The sequence below is a fragment of the uncultured Fibrobacter sp. genome (assembly GCF_946062555.1).
In the GTDB taxonomy this organism is placed as follows: domain Bacteria; phylum Fibrobacterota; class Fibrobacteria; order Fibrobacterales; family Fibrobacteraceae; genus Fibrobacter.
Map to the genome: position 1 here is coordinate 1 of NZ_CAMGVQ010000034.1, position 22,476 is coordinate 22,476.

Annotated in this window: 19 protein-coding genes and 2 pseudogenes; 9 read left to right on the top strand and 12 right to left on the bottom strand. The window is 47.5% G+C overall.

Annotated elements, in window-relative coordinates:
* The 3 genes and pseudogenes from Q0P86_RS10525 to Q0P86_RS16905 all read right to left on the bottom strand — a co-directional run.
* A partial coding sequence (locus Q0P86_RS10525) for a hypothetical protein (protein WP_295039309.1) occupies window positions 1–382 on the bottom strand: 382 nt, incomplete at its 3' end.
* Between the two features lie 238 nt (window positions 383–620).
* Window positions 621–2,728, bottom strand: a pseudogene (locus tag Q0P86_RS16900) (Acyl-CoA dehydrogenase C-terminal domain-containing protein).
* Window positions 2,729–2,733: 5 nt separating this feature from the next.
* A pseudogene (locus tag Q0P86_RS16905) lies at window positions 2,734–2,934 on the bottom strand (FAD-binding protein); the annotation flags it as partial.
* 187 nt (window positions 2,935–3,121) lie between these two features.
* Between Q0P86_RS16905 and Q0P86_RS10555 the strand changes: the two are divergent.
* Genes Q0P86_RS10555 through Q0P86_RS10575 form a run of 5 tightly spaced genes read left to right on the top strand, consistent with a single transcriptional unit; the run spans window position 3,122 to window position 8,095 of the window.
* A complete protein-coding gene (locus Q0P86_RS10555; protein WP_290737376.1) occupies window positions 3,122–4,015 on the top strand; it encodes a DNA adenine methylase in 894 nt (297 codons plus the stop codon).
* Between the two features lie 8 nt (window positions 4,016–4,023).
* Window positions 4,024–4,887, top strand: coding sequence for a type II restriction endonuclease (locus tag Q0P86_RS10560; protein ID WP_106198510.1), 864 nt, complete (start codon window positions 4,024–4,026; stop codon window positions 4,885–4,887).
* A 6-nt stretch (window positions 4,888–4,893) separates the two neighbouring features.
* Window positions 4,894–6,612, top strand: coding sequence for a DUF262 domain-containing HNH endonuclease family protein (locus tag Q0P86_RS10565; protein ID WP_295039317.1), 1,719 nt, complete (start codon window positions 4,894–4,896; stop codon window positions 6,610–6,612).
* A gap of 8 nt (window positions 6,613–6,620) precedes the next feature.
* A complete protein-coding gene (locus Q0P86_RS10570; RefSeq protein ID WP_295039319.1) occupies window positions 6,621–7,211 on the top strand; it encodes a hypothetical protein in 591 nt (196 codons plus the stop codon).
* A 2-nt stretch (window positions 7,212–7,213) separates the two neighbouring features.
* The gene (locus Q0P86_RS10575) at window positions 7,214–8,095 is read left to right on the top strand and encodes a DNA methyltransferase (RefSeq protein ID WP_290737370.1); all 882 of its coding nucleotides are present in this window, start codon (window positions 7,214–7,216) and stop codon (window positions 8,093–8,095) included.
* Between the two features lie 114 nt (window positions 8,096–8,209).
* Here the strand turns inward: Q0P86_RS10575 and Q0P86_RS10580 are convergent, their stop codons facing one another.
* From Q0P86_RS10580 to Q0P86_RS10595, 4 genes are all read right to left on the bottom strand, one after another.
* Complete coding sequence (locus Q0P86_RS10580; protein ID WP_295039321.1) at window positions 8,210–9,922, bottom strand: acyl-CoA dehydrogenase family protein; 1,713 nt, start codon at window positions 9,920–9,922, stop codon at window positions 8,210–8,212.
* Window positions 9,923–9,927: 5 nt separating this feature from the next.
* Complete coding sequence (locus Q0P86_RS10585) at window positions 9,928–10,953, bottom strand: electron transfer flavoprotein subunit alpha/FixB family protein (protein WP_295039323.1); 1,026 nt, start codon at window positions 10,951–10,953, stop codon at window positions 9,928–9,930.
* 3 nt (window positions 10,954–10,956) lie between these two features.
* Window positions 10,957–11,838, bottom strand: coding sequence for an electron transfer flavoprotein subunit beta/FixA family protein (locus Q0P86_RS10590; protein ID WP_295039325.1), 882 nt, complete (start codon window positions 11,836–11,838; stop codon window positions 10,957–10,959).
* 617 nt (window positions 11,839–12,455) lie between these two features.
* Window positions 12,456–13,577 carry an FISUMP domain-containing protein gene (locus tag Q0P86_RS10595; RefSeq protein WP_295039327.1) on the bottom strand — a complete coding sequence of 374 codons (1,122 nt, stop codon included), beginning with the start codon at window positions 13,575–13,577 and terminating at the stop codon, window positions 12,456–12,458.
* 523 nt (window positions 13,578–14,100) lie between these two features.
* On the opposite strand from Q0P86_RS10595, the gene Q0P86_RS10600 reads away from it, so the two are divergent.
* Entirely contained in the window at window positions 14,101–14,622 is a 522-nt protein-coding gene (locus Q0P86_RS10600) for a GNAT family N-acetyltransferase (RefSeq protein WP_295039329.1), read from the top strand.
* On the top strand, window positions 14,619–15,128 hold the full coding sequence (locus Q0P86_RS10605) for a hypothetical protein (protein ID WP_295039331.1): 510 nt from the start codon (window positions 14,619–14,621) through the stop codon (window positions 15,126–15,128). The genes Q0P86_RS10600 and Q0P86_RS10605 overlap by 4 nt, the downstream gene beginning before the upstream one ends.
* A gap of 80 nt (window positions 15,129–15,208) precedes the next feature.
* On the opposite strand, the gene Q0P86_RS10610 is transcribed toward Q0P86_RS10605, so the two are convergent.
* The 4 genes from Q0P86_RS10610 to Q0P86_RS10625 all read right to left on the bottom strand — a co-directional run bounded on the left by Q0P86_RS10610 (window position 15,209) and on the right by Q0P86_RS10625 (window position 18,165).
* Complete coding sequence (locus Q0P86_RS10610) at window positions 15,209–16,012, bottom strand: PD-(D/E)XK nuclease family transposase (protein ID WP_295039333.1); 804 nt, start codon at window positions 16,010–16,012, stop codon at window positions 15,209–15,211.
* A complete protein-coding gene (locus Q0P86_RS10615; protein ID WP_295039335.1) occupies window positions 16,006–16,368 on the bottom strand; it encodes a PD-(D/E)XK nuclease family transposase in 363 nt (120 codons plus the stop codon). Before Q0P86_RS10615 ends, Q0P86_RS10610 begins: the two co-directional genes overlap by 7 nt.
* A 579-nt stretch (window positions 16,369–16,947) precedes the next feature.
* Window positions 16,948–17,793, bottom strand: a complete 846-nt coding sequence (locus Q0P86_RS10620) for an FISUMP domain-containing protein (RefSeq protein ID WP_295039337.1) — start codon at window positions 17,791–17,793, stop codon at window positions 16,948–16,950.
* A gap of 18 nt (window positions 17,794–17,811) precedes the next feature.
* On the bottom strand, window positions 17,812–18,165 hold the full coding sequence (locus Q0P86_RS10625; RefSeq protein WP_295039339.1) for a hypothetical protein: 354 nt from the start codon (window positions 18,163–18,165) through the stop codon (window positions 17,812–17,814).
* A 197-nt stretch (window positions 18,166–18,362) separates the two neighbouring features.
* On the opposite strand from Q0P86_RS10625, the gene Q0P86_RS10630 reads away from it, so the two are divergent.
* Complete coding sequence (locus Q0P86_RS10630) at window positions 18,363–19,652, top strand: AAA family ATPase (protein WP_295039341.1); 1,290 nt, start codon at window positions 18,363–18,365, stop codon at window positions 19,650–19,652.
* Window positions 19,653–19,657: 5 nt separating this feature from the next.
* Here Q0P86_RS10630 and Q0P86_RS10635 read toward each other — a convergent pair whose 3' ends face one another.
* Window positions 19,658–21,586: a M6 family metalloprotease domain-containing protein gene (locus Q0P86_RS10635; protein WP_295039343.1), complete on the bottom strand. Its 1,929-nt coding sequence runs from the start codon at window positions 21,584–21,586 to the stop codon at window positions 19,658–19,660.
* A 170-nt stretch (window positions 21,587–21,756) separates the two neighbouring features.
* Here Q0P86_RS10635 and pyrH point away from each other — a divergent pair, with 170 nt between their 5' ends.
* Entirely contained in the window at window positions 21,757–22,464 is a 708-nt protein-coding gene (gene pyrH, locus Q0P86_RS10640; protein WP_290996295.1) for a UMP kinase, read from the top strand.
* Window positions 22,465–22,476: the final 12 nt, after the last annotated feature.

Here is a 22,476-nt window from a genome sequence, read left to right on the forward strand (position 1 = left end):
TGTTGCCAAAGAACTTAAGTGAAATGACTGTATATTTGGAGTTGTAATAAAACTGTGGCCTGACGGAATCAACTATAGTGAAATCGTCAACGATAGTTCTGAGAGTGGAATCAACTTCAAAACTGTTGAATTGCATGCCTACGCAACTGGCATCGGTTGGATGCGCTTTGCAGTACTGAATTCTAGGATTCTCGGCGAAATAACGAATTGTCGGATTTGTGAGAGACGTGTTAGACAGGTTCTTTAACGCAAGGCGGTATTCCACCCAGTTCCATTCAGTGCGATGGCGTTCGCTTAAAAGTCTAACAGAAGGATTGGTTGCAAACGCAATATTCACCAAAAGAAGACCAAAGACAATGCTGTTTAATCTGTTAAATATCATGATATGGTTCCATTTTATTTAGAAATATATATAAAGTTTTGTAAGATAAATGTAAATTTCCATCTTGCGTCCGGAAAATGGCGCGTAAAAAAAGTGGTTTGCCGATATCGAAGCGAGTATAACCCGACCCCGTAGGGGGATCGCCCATAAAAAAGACCCCGGATTCAACATCCGAGGTCTTTAAGTTTTTATGGATTGCTTCGGGGCTTCTCGCCCCTCGCAATGACGAAGAAGCAGCTTAAGCCTTCTTGTAATTTTCCATCGCTTCCACATCCACGCTCTTCACGAAGTTGTAGTGCTTGGCGACTTCAGCTTCGGCGAGGTTCAAGTACACCTTCATGCTCTTTTCGAACAGTTCGGGTGCCTTGGTGGCGTCGCGGAGCATGAGCTGGCTCATCACGCAGTTGGCGGCCTTATAAGACCGTTCGGCTTGCGTCTCACTCTCGCCGACACGACTCGTTAATACGAGTCGCTTTCGGCTCACGGCGTACAAGTGACGGCTGCAGAGGTCGGTGAACTCGTTGTTGTTCGCGGCCTTCACGACTTCGATGGCTTCGTTGAACTTCGCGTCCATGGCCTTTGTGCGGGCCTTGAGGCTCTCGTATTCGGCGGCCACTTCGCCCGCTTCCAGTTCCTCGAGCATCTGGCTGTAGGTTCCGGTGTTGATGTGCGGGAGGGCGGCAACCGTCTGCAACTGCGTCGTGCCTTCGTAAATGGAGGTGATGCGTGCGTCGCGGTAGAGGCGCTGGCAGGCGTATTCGAGCATATAGCCGGAACCGCCGTGAACCTGGATGCTATCGTAGGCGTTCAGGTTGGCGTATTCGGAGTTCATGCAGTCACACGATCGTTCGGCTTACGCCTCACTCTCGCCTCCGCCCCAGCTTAACGCATAGGGCTTTGAGGCTCACAGGCAAGCGGCGTGCATGCGCTGGCGAGCTTCTGGTAGAGCTTGAGTTCTGCCTTCTCCTCGTCGGTGAGCTTGCGGGTGCGCTCGATGTCCTCGAGGCCCTTGTAGATATCTACATAGCGGGCTGTCTGGTACAGGAGTGCGCGGCCTGCGTCGAGGCGTGCCTTGATGTTGGAAATCATTTCATAGACGGCGGGGAAGTTCACGATTGCCTGGCCGAACTGCTTGCGGTATTATGATACCGTTCCGCTATCGCTTCACTCTCGCCAACACGACTCGTTTATACGAGTCGCTTTTGGCTCACAGCGTAGGCGAGAGCTTCGTTGTATGCCATCTGGCTGATGCCCACGGACTGTGCGGCAATGCCGAGGCGGGCGCCGTTCATGAGTGCCATCACGTACTTGATGAGGCCGAACTTGCGGCGGCCACAGAGTTCAGCCTTCGCGTTCTTGTAGACAAGTTCGCAGGTCGGGCTTCCGTGGATGCCGAGCTTGTTCTCGATGCGGCGCACGTTCACGCCTCCGTCTTTTTGCGACCGCTCGGCTCCATCGCTAGAAGAACCGATGGTTTCGCCTCGCTCTCGCTCACACGACTCGTTAATACGAGTCGCTTTGTGCTCACGGTTGTCGTAGATGAACATGGAAAGGCCGCGGCCGTCGTGGGTGCCTTCTTCGGAGCGGGCGAGCACCAGGTGGATGTCGCTGTCGCCGTTCGTGATGAAGCGCTTCACGCCGTTCAGGTACCAGCACTTGTCGGCTTCGCTGTAGGTGGCCTTGAGCATCACGCGCTGCAGGTCGGAACCGGCATCGGGTTCGGTCAAGTCCATCGACATCGTCTCGCCGGCGCACACGCGCGGAATGAAACGGGAACGCTGGTCCTCGTCGCCGAATTCATACAAGGTCTCGATGCAGTCCTGCAGGGACCAGATGTTCTCGAAACCGGCGTCCGCGGAGGCGATCATTTCGTTGATGGCCGTGTAGGCGGTAATCGGGAAGTTCAGGCCGCCGAAGCGGCGCGGCATGGTCACGCCATTGAGGCCAGCCTTGCGGGTGGCTTCCAGGTTCTCGTAGGTCTTGCTTGCGTAACGCACGCGGCCGTTTTCGCAGTGGGGGCCTTCGGCGTCCATCTCACACGACCGTTCGGCTCTTACGCATAAAAGAACGTACGATATCGCCTCACTCTCGCCAACACGACTCGTTAAGACGAGTCGCTTTTGGCTCACAGTCCGAGTTCGGGAAGATGGTGTTCGCGGTGATGTCGCCCGCGACTTCGAGCACGCGGTTGTAGCTGTCTATCGCGTCGGCGTAGTCTTCCGGCGCGTAGTCAAAGCTGTCCTTGTCGGCGTAGCCGTTTTCCTTGAGCTCCACGATGCGCTGCATCAGGGGAGAACTTTCAAGGTTGAACTTAATCTCTGGATGGTCTGTGTAAAAATTCGCCATAACGCCTACTTGTTGTTTGCCTTGTAATACTTGATCATCTTCGGGATGACCTCTTCGACGGTGCCGCCCACCACGTAGTCAGCGATAGCGTTGATCGGGGCGTCGGGGTCGGAGTTCACGGAGATGATGATTCCTGAATCCTGCATGCCGGCGAGGTGCTGAATCTGGCCGGAGATACCGCAGGCGATATACACCTTCGGGCGAACTGCTTTATTTATAGGAGGGGGAAGTCTCCCCCTGGTTCGCACTCCGTTGCTCTCCACCCTCTCTAGCGGGTGCTCAGTCGCCGCACCCGCAACGCCCGGGCTTGCCCCGCCCACCCGCCCTAATGTTTTTTTGAAGGTTTTTCCCATTTTGTCATTTTGTGCCATTTTATTTATGTATTTTTAGATTATGATTACTGCAAAACCTTTCATCAAGTGGGTTGGCGGCAAAACGCAACTCTTGGACGAAATTCGCAGGTATTATCCTGCTCAAATTGAAAAGTATTGCGAGCCTTTTGTAGGTGGTGGTGCAGTTCTTTTTGATGTCCTATCTCGTCTGAATCCGAAAGAGGTTCTCATCAATGACATCAATGGCGAACTTATAAACACATACTTTCAGATAAAGACGAATTGTGGTAATTTGACGGATATTCTTGCAGACTTGCAAGAAAGGTATTGGAAGTCTTCTCTTGAAGAAAATAAAAGCCTTTATTTGGAAAAAAGAGAACGATTCAATTCGTTAAAGGTGAATGGAAATAAGAAAGAAAATCTGGAGAAAGCCGCCCTTTTCATTTTCTTGAATAAAACCTGTTTCAATGGACTTTTTCGCGTAAACTCAAAAGGCCTGTTTAATGTGCCTTTCAACAATGCAAAGAAACCTCTTCTTTGTGATATTGAGAATTTGGAAGCCTGCTCAGAATTGTTACAAAATGTAAAAATGACTGTTGGCAACTATGCCCAATGCAAGGATTTCATTGATTCAAAAACGTTTGTTTATATAGACCCGCCATATCGTCCACTTACTGAAACGGCAGCTTTCACTTCATACAATGAAAATGGCTTTGGGGATAAAGAACAAGTCGAATTAGCCAAATTTATTGAAGAAATTTCTGATAGAAAGGCTGTTGTTGTCACCAGTAATTCTGATCCCAAAAACGTTTGTGAAGAAGACAATTTCTTTGATAAATTGTATAAAAAGTTCTCAATTAAACGTGTTTCTGCATCAAGAATGATTAATTCAAATGCAAAAAAACGCGGTGCAATAAATGAACTTTTAATAAGCAACGTTGCCGCAGTATTTTAGGTGTTTCTATGGCTAAAAGAAATTTTATTGATTGGTTTAGAACCTTTAGGCCCAGTATAGCGACATTCTCTTATTATGCCGATTTTCCTAAAATATTCAGCAATGTTGATGCTATAAAAATAGAGTTGAATATTTTGAATTCGCTTATAGGTTCTAAGAACATCAAACAAGAATTTGAGTCTATTCTTGCGAAGTATCCAAGTGTTGTAAAGTGTATTCCCGTTCTATTGGCTGTTAGAAGTACTGAAATATCAATAAGCGATGAGAACGGAATGTTCGTATATGCTTTTAATGGGATGATGCATGATATTCCTGTTTATTCGAGGTTTATGGATAAGTCAGGATTGTTTGACCTTATGCAGAATCATCTAATAAGCAATCTTGTTGATTATGTGACTGGTGTAGAAACTGGGCTTGATTCAAATGGACGTAAAAATCGTGGTGGACATTTGATGGAAGACTTGGTTGAATTGTATATTAAAAAAGCGGGCTTTGTAAAAGACAAAAACTATTTCAAGGAAATGTATATTTCGGATATTGCAAAAAAGTGGAATGTCGATCTTTCTGCAATTTCCAACCAAGGGAAAATGGAAAAACGCTTTGATTATGTGGTCAAAACGGAAAAGAAAATTTATGCCATTGAAACAAATTTCTATGGCAGTGGTGGGTCAAAACTGAATGAAACTGCAAGAAGCTACAAAACCATAGCAAATGAAGCCAAAACTATTCCTGATTTTGAATTCGTGTGGTTTACGGATGGCTTCGGTTGGGCTTCTGCTAGGAATAATTTGGAAGAAACGTTTGATGTGTTAGAGCACGTTTACTGTATTAGTGACATGGAAAATGAAATTATGAAGGAAATTTTTAGGTAGGATGGTATGGAATTTACAGCGAGAAGTCAGACGATAAGAGAAATTTTCTCTACAAAAAAAGAAATAGTTGTTCCTAGGTTTCAGAGAGAATTTGTTTGGGAAAAAGATGATGCGCTTTCTACTTTTTGGGAAGATATTATTTCATACATAGAAGTGAAAGACGGAAAGTTAAGTCCGTCTGAATATTTTTTGGGAAATGTAGTTTTAATTGACGATGTTCAGAATCAATCAGAAAAAGAAAGATATGTTGTTGATGGACAACAGCGGTTAACCGCAATAACTATCTTGTTGTCTGCTTTATATGACACCTTCAAAAATGCAAAAGAAGAAGGACTTGCGAATAAAATCTATGAGTATATTGTTACCAGTGATGATGATGGGAAAAAAATAACGCTTTTACGAACTGAAAGCCCGAAGCCCTTTTTCCAAATGAGAATTCAAAGTCAAGAAAAAAATACTTCATATACACCCAAATCAACGGAAGAGAAAAGATTGCTTGGTGCTTATGATTATTTTTTTCAGAATTTGTCTCAGAAAGTACTCTTAAAAGAATTTAAGGACAAATTTGAACAAAAATTTGATTATCTAGATGCTCTTAAAGCGGTTCGAGATCAGTTGTTAAGTTGCGTTGTTGTTTATGTTGCTGTGAAATCTATAAACGATGCTTATATGATATTTGAAGTTTTAAATGCAAAGGGACAGCCGTTAAACGCTGTTGAATTAATAAAGAATATTCTTTTTAAAGAGTTGACAGAAGATGCTCCTATAGATAAAGCTTCGGAGAAATGGAAAAAAATTAAGGAGAATGTTGGAACAGATGAAGATGTAGAAACTTTTTATCGTCATTTCTGGTTGGCAAATTATCATTTTACAAATAAGAAAAAATTGTACCAAGACTTTATAGAAAGAATTGCAGAGCAAGATTACAATCAATTTTTAGATAATTTGGTTAAAGCGTCTGATATATATAAAAAAATAATTACGCCTAAATTAGAAGATTGGAAAAGAGCTGAAACTGTGCCGATTTATTATGCTCTTTCTGCTTTTGCTATATTCCATGTAACGCAGGTAAGAACTTTAATACTTTCGCTCATAGGTCTTTATCAGAAAAAGATGATAACCATAAAAACTCTTACGGATACGCTTCTTTTCCTGGAGAATTTCCATTTTGTCTTTTCTGCAATTTGCTCTTCTAGACCGTCTGGATTGGAAATTAAATATTCGAAATATTCGTTGCAATTACAAGGTGCGACAAAAAACGATATCCCTCGTATTCTAAAGAATTTCATTAAAGAGATGAAAGAAAAAATTCCTCCATATGAGACTTTTAGAGATAATATTTGCAAATTAAGGTTTACGGATGACGAAACGAAAGATAAGCCTTTAATCCAATATATCTTTGCAAAGTTAGAACGTTTTAAAATAAAAACAAAGGAACTTGATATTCTTATATCATCTCTTGAACATATTCATTCACAAAGCTCTCCGTGTGAAAAAGAAGGATGGTTGGGAAATTTACTGCCTTTAGATGTTCAATTAAATTCTGATATAGGTAATAAACCGTTGCCAGTAAAAATAAAGGCTTATGCAAAATCAAATTTTATAACTGTTAAAGAATTTTGCAAAGAAGCCCAAAATAAGTTTGATTGGATGGATGAAGATATTGATTCGCGAACAGCTGATATTGCTAGCGAATTATTTTATAAAGTTTGTAAATTTAAATAGTTTTTATAATGGGATTTGTTATGAGTGATAATTTAGACGAAGTATATAACGAAAAATATTTTCATGACGACTCTTTATATCAATTAAAGCCTGCTAAGAAAGCTTTTAAAACATTTGTGCTTTCAAATGGCATAGTTGTTGGAATGTTTCAAGGAAATCGAGGCTCTCATCCTGATTTAGATTTTGTTGTTAAAATTTTAAGGAAAGGAAAAAATGAAAGGCCTGAGCCTCCAATTCATACCTATTGGGTTGTCGATTTAATGATTAAATCGCATCATTATCCTCAAGAAGTAAAAGCTATTCTCGACTATTATATTAGGTTTTATGATAATTGTTCCCCATTTGCAACTGTTCAAGAAAGAGACTCCTATATCCCCCGAACTCCGTTGCATATTATGAATACCTATGGCAATCTAAATGTTTTTCGCACTTTGCCTATGGATTATATAGCTTTGGTAATAGAGCTGTTTTCTTTATGTGAAAAACAGAATGAAAACGCTTATATGTTTAGAGATATTTTGCATCTGCTGAAAGACTATATTGATGGAAATGCTGATTACATGAACGTGATAAAAGCTTCTATGCCTTTGAGTCGTTAACAATGTTAAGTGCGTTTTTTAAATCAAAATATCATGATTTTAATTTAGTCAAGGGCGATTGTATTGAAATTCTTTCAGTGTTGGATTTTCAATTTGATATGATTTTTGCAGATCCTCCCTATTTTCTTTCTAATGGAGGATTCTCTGTTCAAAGTGGAAAACAAGTTTCTGTAAATAAAGGTGATTGGGACAGGTCTCAGGGTTTTGAAAAAGATAATGATTTTAACCGCAGATGGCTTTCGGTATGCCGAGAAAAATTAAAAGATAACGGGACTATTTGGATTTCTGGAACATATCATAATATTTTTTCCGTTGCTCAAATGCTGAATGAATTGAACTTTAGGATTCTTAATTGCATCACTTGGGCTAAGACAAACCCTCCGCCAAATCTAAGCTGTAAATTTTTCACGCATTCTACAGAATTTATTCTATGGGCTCGAAAAAATAAAAAAGTTCCTCATTATTACAATTATGAATTGATGAAACGAATTAATGGCGGAACTCAAATGCGGGATGTCTGGCAGATGCCTGCTATTGGCCGTTGGGAAAAAACATGTGGTAAACATCCAACGCAGAAACCTCTTCCGCTTCTTGCTAGAATTATTCAAGCTTCTACAAAAGAAAATGCATGGATTCTTGATCCTTTTTGTGGAAGCTCTACAACAGGGATTGCTGCAAATTTGTTAAATCGCCGCTATCTTGGAATTGACCAAGATTTAGAATTTCTAAAACTGTCTAAGAAACGTCGTCAGGAAATAGAAAATATTGCAATTCGAATGGACTATCATAATCGCATTTGCAAAACCTCAGATGGAGATTTACAACAGATTTTAGAATTACACGAAAATATCCCTTATTACGGTGTTGATTTACCAATAAAATAAGGTTTGACAAGAAAACCCCGACTCAGTTGAGCCGGGGTTTTCAATTTCGTGTTTCAGTAGGCGGCGTAGCCGCGATTATTCACGAATCACAGTCTACTGTCTACTTCCTACTGTCTACCATGCCTTGTAATCAGCGATCTGATCTGCAGTCATGCCCATGATGAAGTTGGAGTGCTTCATCACTTCTGCTTCTGCAAGGTTCAGGTACACCTTCATGCTCTTTTCGAACAGTTCGGGTGCCTTGGTGGCGTCGCGGAGCATGAGCTGGGTCATCACGCAGTTGGCGGCGAGTTCGTAGAGGTGGCGGCTGCAGAGGTCGGTGAACTCGTTGTTGTTAGCCGCCTTCACATATTCCACGGCTTCGTAGAACTTCGCGTCCATGGCCTTAGCGCGGGCCTTGAGGCTCTCGTATTCGGTGGCCACTTCGCCCGCTTCCAGTTCCTCGAGCATCTGGCTGTAGGTGCCGGTGGTGATGTGCGGGAGGGCGGCAACCGTCTGCAACTGCGTCGTGCCTTCGTAAATCGAAGTGATACGGGCGTCGCGGTAGAGGCGCTGGCAGGCGTATTCGAGCATGTAGCCGGAACCGCCGTGCACCTGGATGCTGTCGTAGGCGTTCAGGTTGGCGTATTCGGAGTTCATGCCCTTCGCAAGCGGCGTGCAAGCGGAGGCAAGCTTCTGGTAACGCTTGAGTTCAGCCTTCTCCTCGTCGGTGAGCTTGCGGGTGCGCTCGATGTCCTCGAGGCCCTTGTAGATGTCCACGTAGCGGGCTGTCTGGTACAGGAGTGCGCGGCCAGCGTCGAGGCGTGCCTTGATGTTCGAAATCATCTCGTAGACGGCCGGGAAGTTCACGATGGCCTGGCCGAACTGCTTGCGGTCCTTGGCATAGGCGAGAGCTTCGTTGTATGCCATCTGGCTGATGCCCACGGACTGTGCGGCAATGCCGAGGCGGGCGCCGTTCATGAGTGCCATCACGTACTTGATGAGGCCGAACTTGCGGCGGCCACAGAGTTCAGCCTTCGCGTTCTTGTAGACAAGTTCGCAGGTCGGGCTTCCGTGGATGCCGAGCTTGTTCTCGATGCGGCGCACGTTCACGCCACCGTCGCGCTTGTCGTAGATGAACATCGAAAGGCCGCGGCCGTCGTGGGTGCCTTCCTCGGAGCGGGCGAGCACCAGGTGAATGTCGCTGTCGCCGTTGGTGATGAAGCGTTTCACGCCGTTCAGGTACCAGCACTTGTCGGCCTCGCTGTAGGTGGCCTTGAGCATCACGCGCTGCAAGTCAGAACCTGCATCGGGTTCGGTCAAGTCCATGGACATCGTCTCGCCGGCGCACACGCGCGGGATAAAGCGGGAACGCTGGTCCTCGTCGCCGAATTCATACAAGGTCTCGATGCAGTCCTGCAGGGACCAGATGTTCTCGAAACCGGCGTCCGCGGAGGCGATCATTTCGTTGATGACCGTGTAGGCGGTAATCGGGAAGTTGAGTCCGCCGAAACGGCGCGGCATGGTCACGCCATTGAGACCAGCCTTGCGGGTGGCTTCCAGGTTCTCGTAGGTCTTGCTTGCGTAGCGCACACGGCCGTCTTCGCAGTGGGGGCCTTCGGCGTCCACGTCTTCCGAGTTCGGGAAGATGGTGTTCGCGGTGATGTCGCCTGCGACTTCGAGCACGCGGTTGTAGCTGTCTATCGCGTCGGCGTAGTCTTCCGGCGCGTAGTCAAAGCTGTCCTTGTCGGCGTAGCCGTTTTCCTTGAGCTCCACGATGCGCTGCATCAGGGGAGAACTTTCAAGGTTGAACTTAATCTCTGGATGGTCTGTGTAAAAATTCGCCATAACGCCTACTTGTTGTTTGCCTTGTAATACTTGATCATCTTCGGGATGACCTCTTCGACGGTGCCGCCCACCACGTAGTCAGCGATAGCGTTGATCGGGGCGTCGGGGTCGGAGTTCACGGAGATGATGATTCCTGAATCCTGCATGCCGGCGAGGTGCTGAATCTGGCCGGAAATACCGCAGGCGATATAGACCTTCGGGCGTACGGTCACGCCGGTCTGGCCAATCTGGCGGTCATGATCGGCAAAGCCCGCGTCGATAGCGGCACGGCTTGCGCCCACTTCGGCGTGGAGTTCCTTCGCCAGTTCGAACAGCATGTCGAAGTTTTCCTTGGAGCCCATGCCGTAACCACCGGCGACCACGATGGGTGCGCCCTTGAGGTTGTGCTTGGCCTTTTCCACATGGCGTTCGAGCACCTTGACCACGTATTCCGTTTCCGGCACGTACTTGGCCACGTCGTGCTTGATGACTTCGCCCTTGTAGTTCGGGTCCACGATTTCCTTCTTCATCACGCCTTCGCGCACCGTCGCCATCTGCGGGCGGTGTTCCGGGTTCACGATGGTGGCAACGATGTTGCCGCCGAACGCCGGGCGAATCTGGCAGAGCTGGTTTTCGTAGAACTTCTTCACGCCGCCGATGCTCATTTCGAAGCTGTCGATTTCGAGTTCGGTACAGTCGGCGGTAAGGCCGCTGTGCATGGCGCTGGAAATACGCGGGCCGAGGTCACGGCCAATCACCGTTGCACCGAGCAGGCAAATCTGCGGCTGCTCTTCCTTGAAGAGGTTCACCACGAGCGATGCGTGCGGGTTGGTGGTGTAGGGGAAGAGCCCTTCGGCATCAAACACATGGACCTTGTCCACACCGTAGGGGAACACCTGCTTTTCAATTCCGTCGAGGCCCTTGCCTGCGCAGATGCATTCGAGCTGAACGCCGAGCGTGTTGGCGAGCTTGCGGCCCTTGGACAAAAGTTCGAGGGAAACATCGACAACGGTCGTGCCCTCAATTTCGCAATATACAAATACGTTATTCATAGGCTAGCCAATAATCTTCCCGTCTAAAAGTTCCTTGATAAGTCCTTCGACGTCGGCGTCGCTTGCGGTGAGCGTGCGGCTTTCCTTCGCCTTGAACACGATGTTCTTGACGGCCTTCACGTTCGTCGGCGAACCGGCCTTACCGATCTGTGCAGGGTCTGCGTCGATGTCGGCGGCACCCCACTGCGGAATGTTCAGGTAGGGCTTCTTCGCGATGAGGGCTTCGTACTTTTCGGCATCTTCCGGCTTGCGTTCGGCAACCACCGTCGCGTTCTTGAACTTCATGAGGCGCTTTACGTTGCGCGGACGGCACGGGGCCGCACTTCCGTTCACGGTCACGACCAGCGGGAGCGGTGCTTCCACCGTTTCCACGCCACCGTCGATGTGGCGGCGGATCACGACCTTCTTGGCCTTTTCGTCGAGACTCAAAATTTCTTCAGCGTAAGTCACCTGGGTGAGGCCGAGCTTTTCTGCAATCTGCGGACCGACCTGTGCGGTATCGCCGTCGATAGCCTGGCGGCCACCGAGAATGATGTCGTAGTCGCCAATCTTCTTGACGGCCTGGGCGAGCGTGTAGCTCGTAGCGAGAGTATCAGCACCACCGAGCGGGCGGTCCGTCACCACGAAACCTTCGTCGGCACCGCGGTACAAAGCTTCGCGGACGACTTCGGCAGACTTCGGGAGACCCATCGTCAGCACAGAAATGGTGGAACCCGGGAACTGGTCCTTCAAACGAAGGGCTTGCTCCAAGGCGTTCAGGTCTTCGGGGTTGAAGACCGCGGGCAATGCGGCACGATTGATGGTTCCCTGCTCCGTCATGGCATCGGGACCCACGTTTCGTGTATCAGGTACTTGCTTTGCAAGCACAACGATTTTAAGACTCATAATTCTCTAATTAGGTTGTACAGTTAATTGCTGAAATCTTGCGACTTTGCAAAATTTACGGAGTATAAAATAGCATTTTCTCTCGAATGTCGTTCTCGGCTTGACCATGAATCGCCGCATTCATCCGTAAATTATGTGTAAGTAAACCGTAGTAAATTCGTAAGATGCTGTTTTGACCAATGAGGGGGACGCCTCCCCCTGCTTGCAGCCTTGCCTTGTTGTCACCCTGGAGCGAAGCGATAGGGTCCAAGGCAAGTCTTCCAGCACCCCCTCGCCTAGGTGGTTCCACCCCCTAAAACCCCCGGATGTCACCCCGGACTTGTTCCGGGGTCACCTTTCCATCCGAGAAAACGCTTAGCAAGCAACGCTTCGGCTCAGCCTGCTCCGCACGCTCGCATGGCCTCGGGCTTCGCCCGACGAATGTTCGCTTAGCGGCCAGTCATTCGCCGTCGCTTTCCTCAAAGCATGCCTCTCCCGCTGTCATGCCGGGCACTGACCCGGCACCTCCTTTGACGCAAGCTAAAAAGGCCACACGGATTGGAAATGCCTAACGGCATTTTTTACAATATAATTGTCACGCTGATTCGAAATCACTAACGTGATTTCTTGTTAGGACTTTATTTAACGAAAGTGTCGCCGTCATCCATTACGCAGCGAACCGGAAGTGCACCCTTCTTATAAGTCGGCGAAATGATAAGAGAAGACGAAATGTTAACTATTATGGCGCCTAGGCCATCATCAGCTTTTTCTTCAGGCAACCAAAACGTAGCAAGACCATTACTCGGATTTTCATCCCCATTAGGCAGTAATGACATTCCACTGGAATTAGTCTTTTTTTCGTTTTCCCATACAGCACGAGACAACATAGTATAACTAGCATCTATTCCCCGAGGTGACGCAAAGTGTTTCCATTCGGTTTCGTTCATCACATGCCAACCTTCCGGACACACTCCCTGCACCTTGGCATCGTAACCAAGCTTTATGTTACATCTTGAGTCATCAGTAACGCCGACGCTGTCACACACTTTGGGAAGTCCCAACGCTTCGCTCCAAGTGTAAAGTGCTCCGAAATAATTGTCACAATACCAAGGGTCATCTTGGTAGCAACGTTTTTCAACCTTCGAATCATCAAAAACCGTCGTTGTACTGTCAATTGTTGTATCTGCGTAATTTAGATTCTGAGCCATCACCGTAAAAGAATCAATGAAAGTCGTTTCGCCGCTTTGAAGTTTCATATAGTATCGAACGGTCTTGTAAACCTTTCCATCGCGAGGATCCCTAAACGAGCCATAAGTCACAGCCGGATTAAACACGCTATCCATATTCGGATAGACCTTGGGTTTTACTACATCCACAATAGAATCAACAACCCACTTGCCATCTTTACAACTCACAAATCCTGTGTCTATTTCAGAAACAACTATTTTTTGTTCACCTTCTTCACATTGTTTAAATAAAATCGCAGAACTGCTGCTAGAATTCCGCGCGCTACTACTCGACTCGACCACCGACGAACTGCTATTCTTGCCACTTACAGAGCTAGAGGATTTCTCTTCAATCGAGGAAGAAGACTTATCCTTACCGGAACTCTTTTGAGAAGACGAGGATTGGAGATCCCCGCTCGAGGCGGGGATGACAGAAGACGAAGAATCGTCGCCCGGTTCCGGCGAAACAGAAGAAGAGGATTCATCGCCACATGCTGCAAGCAGGGCTAGGAGAATGGACAGGGCCAATAACATGCGAAGCGAATGCCGCGGCAGGCTGCTTGCAGACTGACATGGCTGAGCTGATGCTGTTATGCGCTTGCGCAAAACGTTAAAAATCTTCACAGAAGACCTCCAGTTGTAAAATCCCACCAAACATTCATTTTTGCGAAATATAATAAATGTCAACTGTAGGTTGCAGAACAACAATCCGCCTCCCCCCCCCTTGATTTTCCTAAACTCATTAGGTATATTATAGACACGCCGGTTTATGAGAGCGTTGCCGGGCTTTCACCTGTTTAGTGCCAGCTCCAGAGTTAATATATTCACCTTCAGAATAAGGATAAGGCTATGGCTATTCGTTGCAAACCGGCAAGATTCCCTAATTGTAAGCCCGTTGTGGTGCCGCCGTCGCAGGTTGAAAGGGTCTTGAAGTACCTTAGGGGCGAAATAAAAGTCCCTGTGGTTAATCGCCCGATTATAGACAAGCCTGACGATAAATAAGCGAATGCTTCAATCTGATGATTTTTCGTAACTTCCTTGTACAAAGGAAGATGTTTTGGCTATTGCCTCTCGGGGGCATTTCTGTTTCCCTCCATTTGACCCGACAAGGGACGATGATCCGGTCTCTTTGGATACATTCTTTTGCAATGTGGTTCCTAATGAAGGGGAAGATCGTTTTTCAAAAACTTATAAATTAGTGGAAAATGAAAACCCAGATGATGTCCTTGCTCTCGCTAGTATTGCAAATTCTGGTTTTTCTTTTGGCTCGTATGAAAACAAATCTGCCGATTTGCGAAATACGGGGTATAATGAGGATTTTCCCTCTGTTACGCTGCTTGCTTTTGGTGTTCGAAAAGATTGTCAAGGTCAAGGCCTTGGATCTCTTGCCTTTAAAAAGTTACTTCAAATGATTCGAGAATCTTCAATTGCCGGGGTTCGCTTGCTGATTATTCATCCACTCGAAACGGCTGTTTCTTTTTATAAGTCGCTCGGTTGCGTAGAAGTTTTTAATGAAGAATTTCAAGATGAAGTAGAATCCATGTTCATTGATATATGGCATAAGGAGCTTGTGTTGTGAATAAAATAAAACTTTTAGGTGTTAATTGCGAAGGGAACGTGCGTCTCTGGCGCGGGTCCGAAGTGAAAATCAGCGTGTTCGCGTCGCGGCATTTTGATACAGATGATAGTCGCCTTGTGCAATGGGCTACAGAAATGGGAGAAAGGCATCGGTGCCTTGTAGGAACGTTCCATTCTAAGGCGGAACAGCGAATTTTGAATGTCGCGCTAGAAAATGGGGCGTTTGCGGTTTGGCTCCGTGGATGTTCGCTTCCGAATTCCTATAGCGGTCCGTTATGGAATGCGATGGCCGAAGACCGGATGCTTGTGGTTTCGTGTTTTCACATGAAGCACCACACGCGGGATACGGCGCGGTATTGCACGCATTTGGCTGCCATGTGCTGTAAACGTCATGCATATTTCTTGAAGGATGATGATTCTCTGCTGGCTCCGTGTTGTCGCAAGGCTATCTCGTGGAAATACGATGTTCAGGTGTTTAACGAAGATTGTGCCTGCAAAAATGTGTAGAATGATATGAGGCAAAAAAGCCGGTCTCTCGCGAGGCCGGCTTGTAGTAGTATTAGAATGTAAGTGAAATTGAATGCAGGTTACAGGCTTTCAATTTCTTCTTTAGAAAAACCTGTCCTGCGGATAATAACGTCCATAGGGACGCCGTCTTCACGCAAGCCCTTTGCTATATCGCGCTTTTCCTTGTCGGCTTTGGCTCGTTCGGCTTTTTCACCTGCGGCAAAGCCTTCGGTCTTGCCGTCAGCATAGCCTTCAGCCTTACCCTCGGCAAACCCTTCGGTCTTTCCATCAGCGTAGCCTTCTGCCTTACCCTCGGCAAAACCGAGTTCACGGCCTTCCGCAAGTCCTTCTTCGTGTTCTGCCTGCAAGTCCGTCATGTTCTTAACCTCGACATTAAAAAGCTCTTCTGCAAAGTTAATCAATTTTACGGAATCCATCAACTTCTGGAAGGTCTCGTTCTGCAGAATCTTTTCAGGCGCACTTTCTTCCTTGACAATCGCCTTGATAGCGCGGAGCCACTGGGCGGCATCGGAGTTGTCGTCCTTGGTGGTTCCGGCGTTTTCGAGCTCAAAGAACTTGTCGATTTCCACGAAGACCTTCTGGATCTTGGGGAGGAACTTCTTGCCGTGGCACGTTTCGTCTACATGATGGATGTACTCGGCGGGTTCTTCCGGGAACATCTCGAAATCAAGGAGCCCGAGGAAATAGAGGCGGGGGAGCTCGTACTTTTCGCTCGTGTGGACCTGGTTCTCGATAATGCGGGAGAGGTAATACTGCACGCGGTCCTTGAAGAACTTGTCCTTCTTCTGCTGGACTTCGACCAGGACCTTTTCGCCTGCGTTCGTGGTACTGATGATGTCTCCTGAGACTCCGTGCTTTAGCACGGGAGAACGGCTTTGCCGTTTGATAGTCGAAGGATGTCTTTTTCGATGAAGTTTCGCAACTTTAGTTGCGTTAAAACTTCACGAAAGAAGACTAGGATGCAGTCCTTCTTGGTGAAGATGCCGGGGTATTCCTGCATCTCAAGCGAAATACTCTTGATGGCGTCGCCGTCCTGCAGGTCGAGCATGGCGTTCAAAAGCGAAATCAGGAGCGAATGTCCTTTTTCTTCGGCGAATACGATCTTGAAAACGCCGTCGCACAAGAGGTAGGCGAACTTGTAAATCTGCTGGTACTTGAGCAGGTTCTTGCTGTCGATTCTCATGGCCTCGAGCATGGCCAAATGTTGTGTACGGTTCATATTAACATTCCCGGTACGGGAATCTCCTATGGGTTGTTTAACGGTTGTGGCCTGCAAACAACCAAGGGCGGAGAGGTGCACAAGGAATGGATTGTGTTTTCGCAGAGCACCATCAACAGCCGGCCCCAGAGGGCTTTGGCCATTTGCAAACCAGTTGAACGACTGATTTTTTACGTCCGCGTTTTGTGGCAGACGGTGCTCTACGTTGATAGCCAAGGGGCCGGTTCCCCTCAGGGCAACTGTCGCGATTTCAAGCGTGTCAAGGCTTGCGAAGGGCGACGACCTCAAGCAGATAGTGGAACTTCCCGCCCGAATCGTGTCAAGTCGAGTGTCGCGGTATTAAGCTTGCTTAATGCCATGACTGAGACGCAGACAGAGACGCCAATGGCGTCCATCGAATACGCTGTCAGCGGGATTGACTGCTATTCTATAAATATATCTAATGCGGTTGTGAAAAGCAAGAGGTTTGGTTGCGAGCTGTTCATTTTGCAACTAGGAGTTGACAAAGGTGTGCGTTGCCCTATGAAAAAGGCCCTGCGTTGCCGCAGAACCTTTGATATGAATGTTGTTGTGGAAGGATTAGTTCTTTATGCAACGGACGTGCCACGCAGGGGAGTTACTGACGAGATCAAACGATCGAAATCCTGCTGCGTTGCCGTCGGCTACAACATAAAAATAAGACAAAACCATCAAATCGGGATACAGTTGATGCAGTTCGTCGTCAGCTTGATGCACACTTGAACTAAAAAAAGCAGTGCTAAGTGAGTTGTCTGGGATTGCAGAAAATCCATAATCATCCGTACCATTCCAATGTGGAACTACTTGAGATCTAAGCTTTTCAGCATCACGAATTTCTGAATAACCATCACCACTAACAACATTGTCGCTAACCGTTGATAACAATAACATAAAATCGTCATTTGATGGTAAGCGCCAACCTTCTGGACAGACATTTTTTGCTGCATCCCAGCTATAAATTCTCCCGCTAATATTGCAGTAATGAGGGCTGTTTAGTACGCATTGGCTTCCTACTCCAGAATCGGCAACACCACCAACAGTCACATAATTCAAGTTCTCAATTGCATAATTTAAATTTTGAGCGAGCCAAGTTACACCATCAAATTCCACAGTCTTGTATTGCTGGCCATCGCGTGCATCTGTTATAGTTCCCAACTGTGTTGATGCATCCCCAATACTGGGATTGATAATTTGGGCATCATATACCCAGTTGCCCATGGAACAGATGTAACCCTTGTTCTCGCTTTCGATCCAGGCAACGGAACCTTCTTTAGATGTAGTGCATTCTCCTAAATCGGATAATGATTGTACTGTTTGTGTGCCGTCTGCATTGGAGCCGCTGTCACTACTACAACCCCAGAGAATTAGAGCTGTGGCGATAACCCAAAGAGAAAAAGAATTTTGCATATGAAACCGTTGGATTGATTAAGAGTGTTTTTGATTGAAGTTTTCGACAAATCCGCCGCATACACTGATTGTAACGGCGCTCTCACCTTTTTCTTGAAGGGCGTGTATTATCTTGTCGAATAGGTTGCTAGTGTCTTCAAATTCGGGAATTGTGCCAAGGTAGGTGCTTTCTGGAAGTTTTTCATTATTGAAATCCCTAGAAAAATTGAATTTTTCCAATACGGAATCGCAATCTTCTGTCGATAGCTTATCTCTTTCAACATCAAGCGTCAAGAGAAATTGCTTGGGTGCAGAAATGCATGAATCGGCAGCTTGTTCACACATTTTAACGGCTTCTGGAGAGGTAGGGTCATTTTCGGGTTTATAGCTCACAAGAGCCTCCTTTTTTACTTTCCAATCAGCAAATGTAAACAAAAAAAAACAAAGGCAAGTAAATTTTTATTAACCTAAAATTGGGGGCGAACGGAAGAAAACGTTTGATTTTGAAGTTGTGACGAAATTTTGTGCCTTTGTTACACTTTTTCCGAAGAAAAAGTGCTCATTGTTTGCAAAAATTCTATATTGATAACATGTTTAGGTCTATAATCGAAAAAATGGTCCAGTGGAAGGACTCAAAAAACAGGAAACCTCTTGTTCTCTGGGGGGCTCGTCAGACGGGCAAAACATGGGCAATGAAGGAATTCGGCAAGACGCATTTTGAAGATTGCGTCTATGTCAGTCTTTATAACAACAGCAAGATTGCGAAGATTTTCGAGCCGGATTACGACGTCCGTCGCATCTTGAACGCTTTGGAAATTGAATTGCGTGTCAAGATTGTTCCTGAAAAGACTTTGCTGATTTTTGACGAGATTCAGTCTGCGCCGAAGGTGCTTGAATCACTGAAGTATTTTTGTGAGGATTGTCCCGAATATGCGGTTGTGGTTGCGGGCTCGCTTTTGGGGGTTGCAATTCACGAGGGAATTTCTTTCCCGGTGGGCAAGGTCAACGAGTTGTGGCTCCATCCGATGAGTTTTTCTGAGTTTCTGATAGCGCTTGGCGATGAGCGTCTGGCCGCATATATTGACAACCCTGAAAATGCGGAGGTAAACGAGTTTGCGGACTTGTACAGGGAGCGCCTTAAACAGTATTACATTGTTGGGGGAATGCCTGAAGTCGTGAATTCGTTCCGGGAGAATCAAGATTACAATGCTTGCCGTGAAATCCAGAATTCAATCTTGAATCAGTACGAGGGGGATTTCGGTAAACACGTGGACCCGAGGGAATTGCCAAGAATCCGTATGGTTTGGAATTCTCTACCATTGCAGTTGGCAAAGGAAAATCGAAAGTTTTTCTTTGGACAAATTAAGAAGGGGGCTCGCTCAAAAGATTTTGAAATCGCGATACAGTGGCTTTTGGATTGCGGGCTTGTGCATAAGGTAAATATGGTTTCCAAACCTGGGGTGCCTTTGAAGGCTTATGCGGAATTGGATTTCTTTAAAATATATATGCTTGATGTCGGTTTGCTTGCTGCAAAAAGCGAACTGGATGTGTCATCGGTTCTGAACGGAAATAAGATTTTTACCGAATTTAAAGGAGCCTTGACGGAACAGTATGTGTTGCAGGAATTGCTTGCCGAGAAGCCGTATACTCCGTTCTATTATGCCTCCGAAAAATCAACGTACGAGGTTGATTTCTTGATCCAGAAGAAGGGGAATGTCGTTCCCATTGAGGTCAAGGCAGAAGAAAATCTGAAAGCCAAGAGCCTCCGCTTTTTTGTGGATAAGTTCAAACCTTCTACGGCGATTCGCACATCTATGTCGCCATATCGCAAACAAGAATGGATGGTGAATGTTCCTTTGTGGGCTGTGAAGGGAATTTAAATACCTTACTTCGCCACTTCGACATACACGCCCTTGGGCAGATTGGGGAGTTCACCGGCTGCGTTTCGGGTGCCGACGGGTTTGCCGAGGGCGTTAAAGATTTGGCTTCCGGGCTTGCCGTGCTTGGCGTTCCCTAAATTCGAGATGATTTTAGTGGTCCCTTTTTCGTTTATCGTTACCGTGATTTCGAAGGTGACCTGCTTGCTCCCATAAACGAGGGCCTGCCTTACGGTGAAGCTTTCGCCGCCTTTGACCTTGTTCGGCATGTGGCCGATTTTTGTGGTCATGGTCGAAAGGTCTACGTTGGAGAATACGATGCTCGTGCCGTTCGGATCCCAGGTCGTGATTTTGCCGTCTTTGTCGAACCAATGCCCGGTGCCCTCGCCGGTGGTGTTGCTGTTGAGGCTTCCGTCGGGTTCTACTCCGTAGAACTCTACTTTGTCTTCAATTTCGGTGCGTTTGATGCCGAGGATGCTTGCGACTTCGCTGCCGTTCAGGTCGAGTGTTACGGGCGCATAGCTGTCACTTATTGGGAGCGTTGTCTCAAGTGCGATTTTCTGGATGGTGATTTCAGCGACGCTGCTGGAACTTGCCACTGTCGACGAGCTGGACGAGGGCTCGGAGCAGTTCTCACCGATGCAGAACGTGAGCGTTTCGCCGGGTGTGCCGATGTCAGTAATCTTGAAGCCTGTCTTGGATCCGTTGTACCAGCGGATAGCGGGGTAGGCATCATCTGAAAATTCCGGGTAGGTTCCGCTATTGAAGAAGGTGTTGGCGGTGCTGCCCGGGCTTGGCCATTGATCGGTTACGGCGTCGCTCGATTTTCCTGCAGCGCTGGCATGCACGATTCGGAGTCCGAGTTTGTCTGCGGAGGAATTTCCTTCAATCGAAAAGTCGTAATGCTGCATCAAGAGGCCGCTTCCGGCGAGAACCTTGTCACGGCCCGTGTTACGCATGTAAGACCAAACGAGACCTTCCTTGTCGGGCCTTGCGGGGTTCTTGTAACGGTAGCAGACTTCGCCAGGCTTGGTGACTTCGAGGGAGGTTATGTTGTTCACGTCTTCGCTGGTGATATCGACAAACGGAATCCATCCTTGGTCTGCGCGGTAGAAATCGTTTATGGCTACGGGGTTCCAGTCGTTCGCACGGTTACCCATGGTGCAGTAGTCGCCGTACCAGTAGAGGTCCGGCCAGCCGAAGATCATGTGCCCCGATTCATGCACGAATACGTAAATGGAGAACTTGCCGGGCATATCCGTCATCTGGTGGTGGGTGAGGCGGACTCCATCCTTTACAACGTTGTCAGACCATCCGGAATGCGGCCACAGGCCCTGTCCCCAAGTTTGCCCGGCGCCGGCGTATACGATGTTGATGGCTTCGGTAGTGCCGTCCTTGTCGTTGTCATAGCGCGAAAAGTCAACTTGCGAATCGAAGTAATCGAACACCTCCTTCATGAGGATATCGGACCCCTTGTACTTGTTGTCGGGCTCGAACCTTTCCTCGCTTTCGTACCAGGACTTGGGATATTTCGCGCGGTACCAACCGTAGACTTCGTTCGTGAGGTCCAACTGCCCGTTGGAAACGTCGAGGTAATAGTCGCGCACGGAACCGTTGCAACCGTCCCTGTTGAAGCCTTCCTTGTTGAGCCATTCCTCGACTTCGCTCACCGTAACGGGGGCGGGCTTGTCCGAAAAATCGACGAGCAGGGTAAGGCTGTAGATTTTGCCCTTGGGGGCGGCGTAGTGGCTCTTGGTCGTGACTGCGGTCGTTTTCATAAGGGTGCGAGATTGTGGCGCGCCACGGGATTTGTCAAACGTGGGCATCGCCTCGGCGGGCCATTCCTGGACGCGCTTCCCCTGGTACACGATATCGGCAAAAAGCGTTGTCGGGAGCGCTAATGCGATAAGACCATAAAGTAAAAACTTGTTTTTCATAAACATTCCATTTTTTAAACCACCATATATGGAAATACATTTTTTGCGGCGAGTGGAACTCTTTGTCCATTTTTTATTACATTTCCTATGAATAAAAACATTAACCCTAGGATGTTACTAGAGTTTCCTTTCACGGGCTACTTCTAACTTCCTACTTCCTACTAATAATTATGTCCAAATTCAAGCGCATTCTTCTCAAGCTCAGTGGCGAAGCCCTCGCAGGCGAAAAGGGCCACGGTATCGATAACCAGATTCTCTCCGACATGGCATCTGAAATTGCCTCCATCGTCAAGCAGGGCGTGCAGGTCGCGCTCGTAATAGGCGGCGGCAACCTCGTCCGAGGCATTTCTGCTTCTGCAGGAGGCATGAACCGCGCCCAGGGCGATGCCATGGGCATGCTCGGCACCGTGATGAACGGCCTCGCCATGCAGGATGCCCTCGACAAGCAGGGAATCGACTCCGTAGTGATGTCCGCCATCCGCATGGAACCGGTCTGCGAATTCTTCGACCGCCGCAAGGCCCTCAAACTCCTCTCCGCAGGCTCCGTCGTGATTTTCTCCGCCGGTACGGGCAATCCGTTCTTCACGACCGACAGCTGTGCCGCCCTCCGTGCCATCGAAAGCGAATGTGATGTGATTATGAAGGCCACCAAGGTCGACGGCATCTACACCGCGGACCCGGTCAAGGACCCGACAGCCACCCGCTTTGACGACATCAGCTACAAGGAAGTCATTTCCCGCGGCCTCAAGGTCATGGACACCGCAGCAGTCGCCCTCTGCATGGAAAACAACATGCCCATCTTCGTGTTCAAGATGGAAAAGGGGAACCTCTCCCGCGCGGCCATCAACGGTGACCTCGGCACGCTGGTGCACTGCTAGGTTATAAATAAC

What these genes read in the sequence shown, in the direction of transcription:
- Q0P86_RS10555 (WP_290737376.1), top strand. Translation starts at nt 3,122, where the DNA reads ATGATTACTGCAAAACCTTTCATCAAGTGGGTTGGCGGCAAAACGCAA.
- Q0P86_RS10560 (WP_106198510.1), top strand. Translation starts at nt 4,024, where the DNA reads ATGGCTAAAAGAAATTTTATTGATTGGTTTAGAACCTTTAGGCCCAGT.
- Q0P86_RS10565 (WP_295039317.1), top strand. Translation starts at nt 4,894, where the DNA reads ATGGAATTTACAGCGAGAAGTCAGACGATAAGAGAAATTTTCTCTACA.
- Q0P86_RS10570 (WP_295039319.1), top strand. Translation starts at nt 6,621, where the DNA reads ATGGGATTTGTTATGAGTGATAATTTAGACGAAGTATATAACGAAAAA.
- Q0P86_RS10575 (WP_290737370.1), top strand. Translation starts at nt 7,214, where the DNA reads ATGTTAAGTGCGTTTTTTAAATCAAAATATCATGATTTTAATTTAGTC.
- Q0P86_RS10580 (WP_295039321.1), bottom strand. Translation starts at nt 9,922, where the DNA reads ATGGCGAATTTTTACACAGACCATCCAGAGATTAAGTTCAACCTTGAA.
- Q0P86_RS10585 (WP_295039323.1), bottom strand. Translation starts at nt 10,953, where the DNA reads ATGAATAACGTATTTGTATATTGCGAAATTGAGGGCACGACCGTTGTC.
- Q0P86_RS10590 (WP_295039325.1), bottom strand. Translation starts at nt 11,838, where the DNA reads ATGAGTCTTAAAATCGTTGTGCTTGCAAAGCAAGTACCTGATACACGA.
- Q0P86_RS10595 (WP_295039327.1), bottom strand. Translation starts at nt 13,577, where the DNA reads ATGTTATTGGCCCTGTCCATTCTCCTAGCCCTGCTTGCAGCATGTGGC.
- Q0P86_RS10615 (WP_295039335.1), bottom strand. Translation starts at nt 16,368, where the DNA reads ATGAACCGTACACAACATTTGGCCATGCTCGAGGCCATGAGAATCGAC.
- Q0P86_RS10620 (WP_295039337.1), bottom strand. Translation starts at nt 17,793, where the DNA reads ATGCAAAATTCTTTTTCTCTTTGGGTTATCGCCACAGCTCTAATTCTC.
- Q0P86_RS10630 (WP_295039341.1), top strand. Translation starts at nt 18,363, where the DNA reads ATGTTTAGGTCTATAATCGAAAAAATGGTCCAGTGGAAGGACTCAAAA.
- Q0P86_RS10635 (WP_295039343.1), bottom strand. Translation starts at nt 21,586, where the DNA reads ATGAAAAACAAGTTTTTACTTTATGGTCTTATCGCATTAGCGCTCCCG.
- pyrH (WP_290996295.1), top strand. Translation starts at nt 21,757, where the DNA reads ATGTCCAAATTCAAGCGCATTCTTCTCAAGCTCAGTGGCGAAGCCCTC.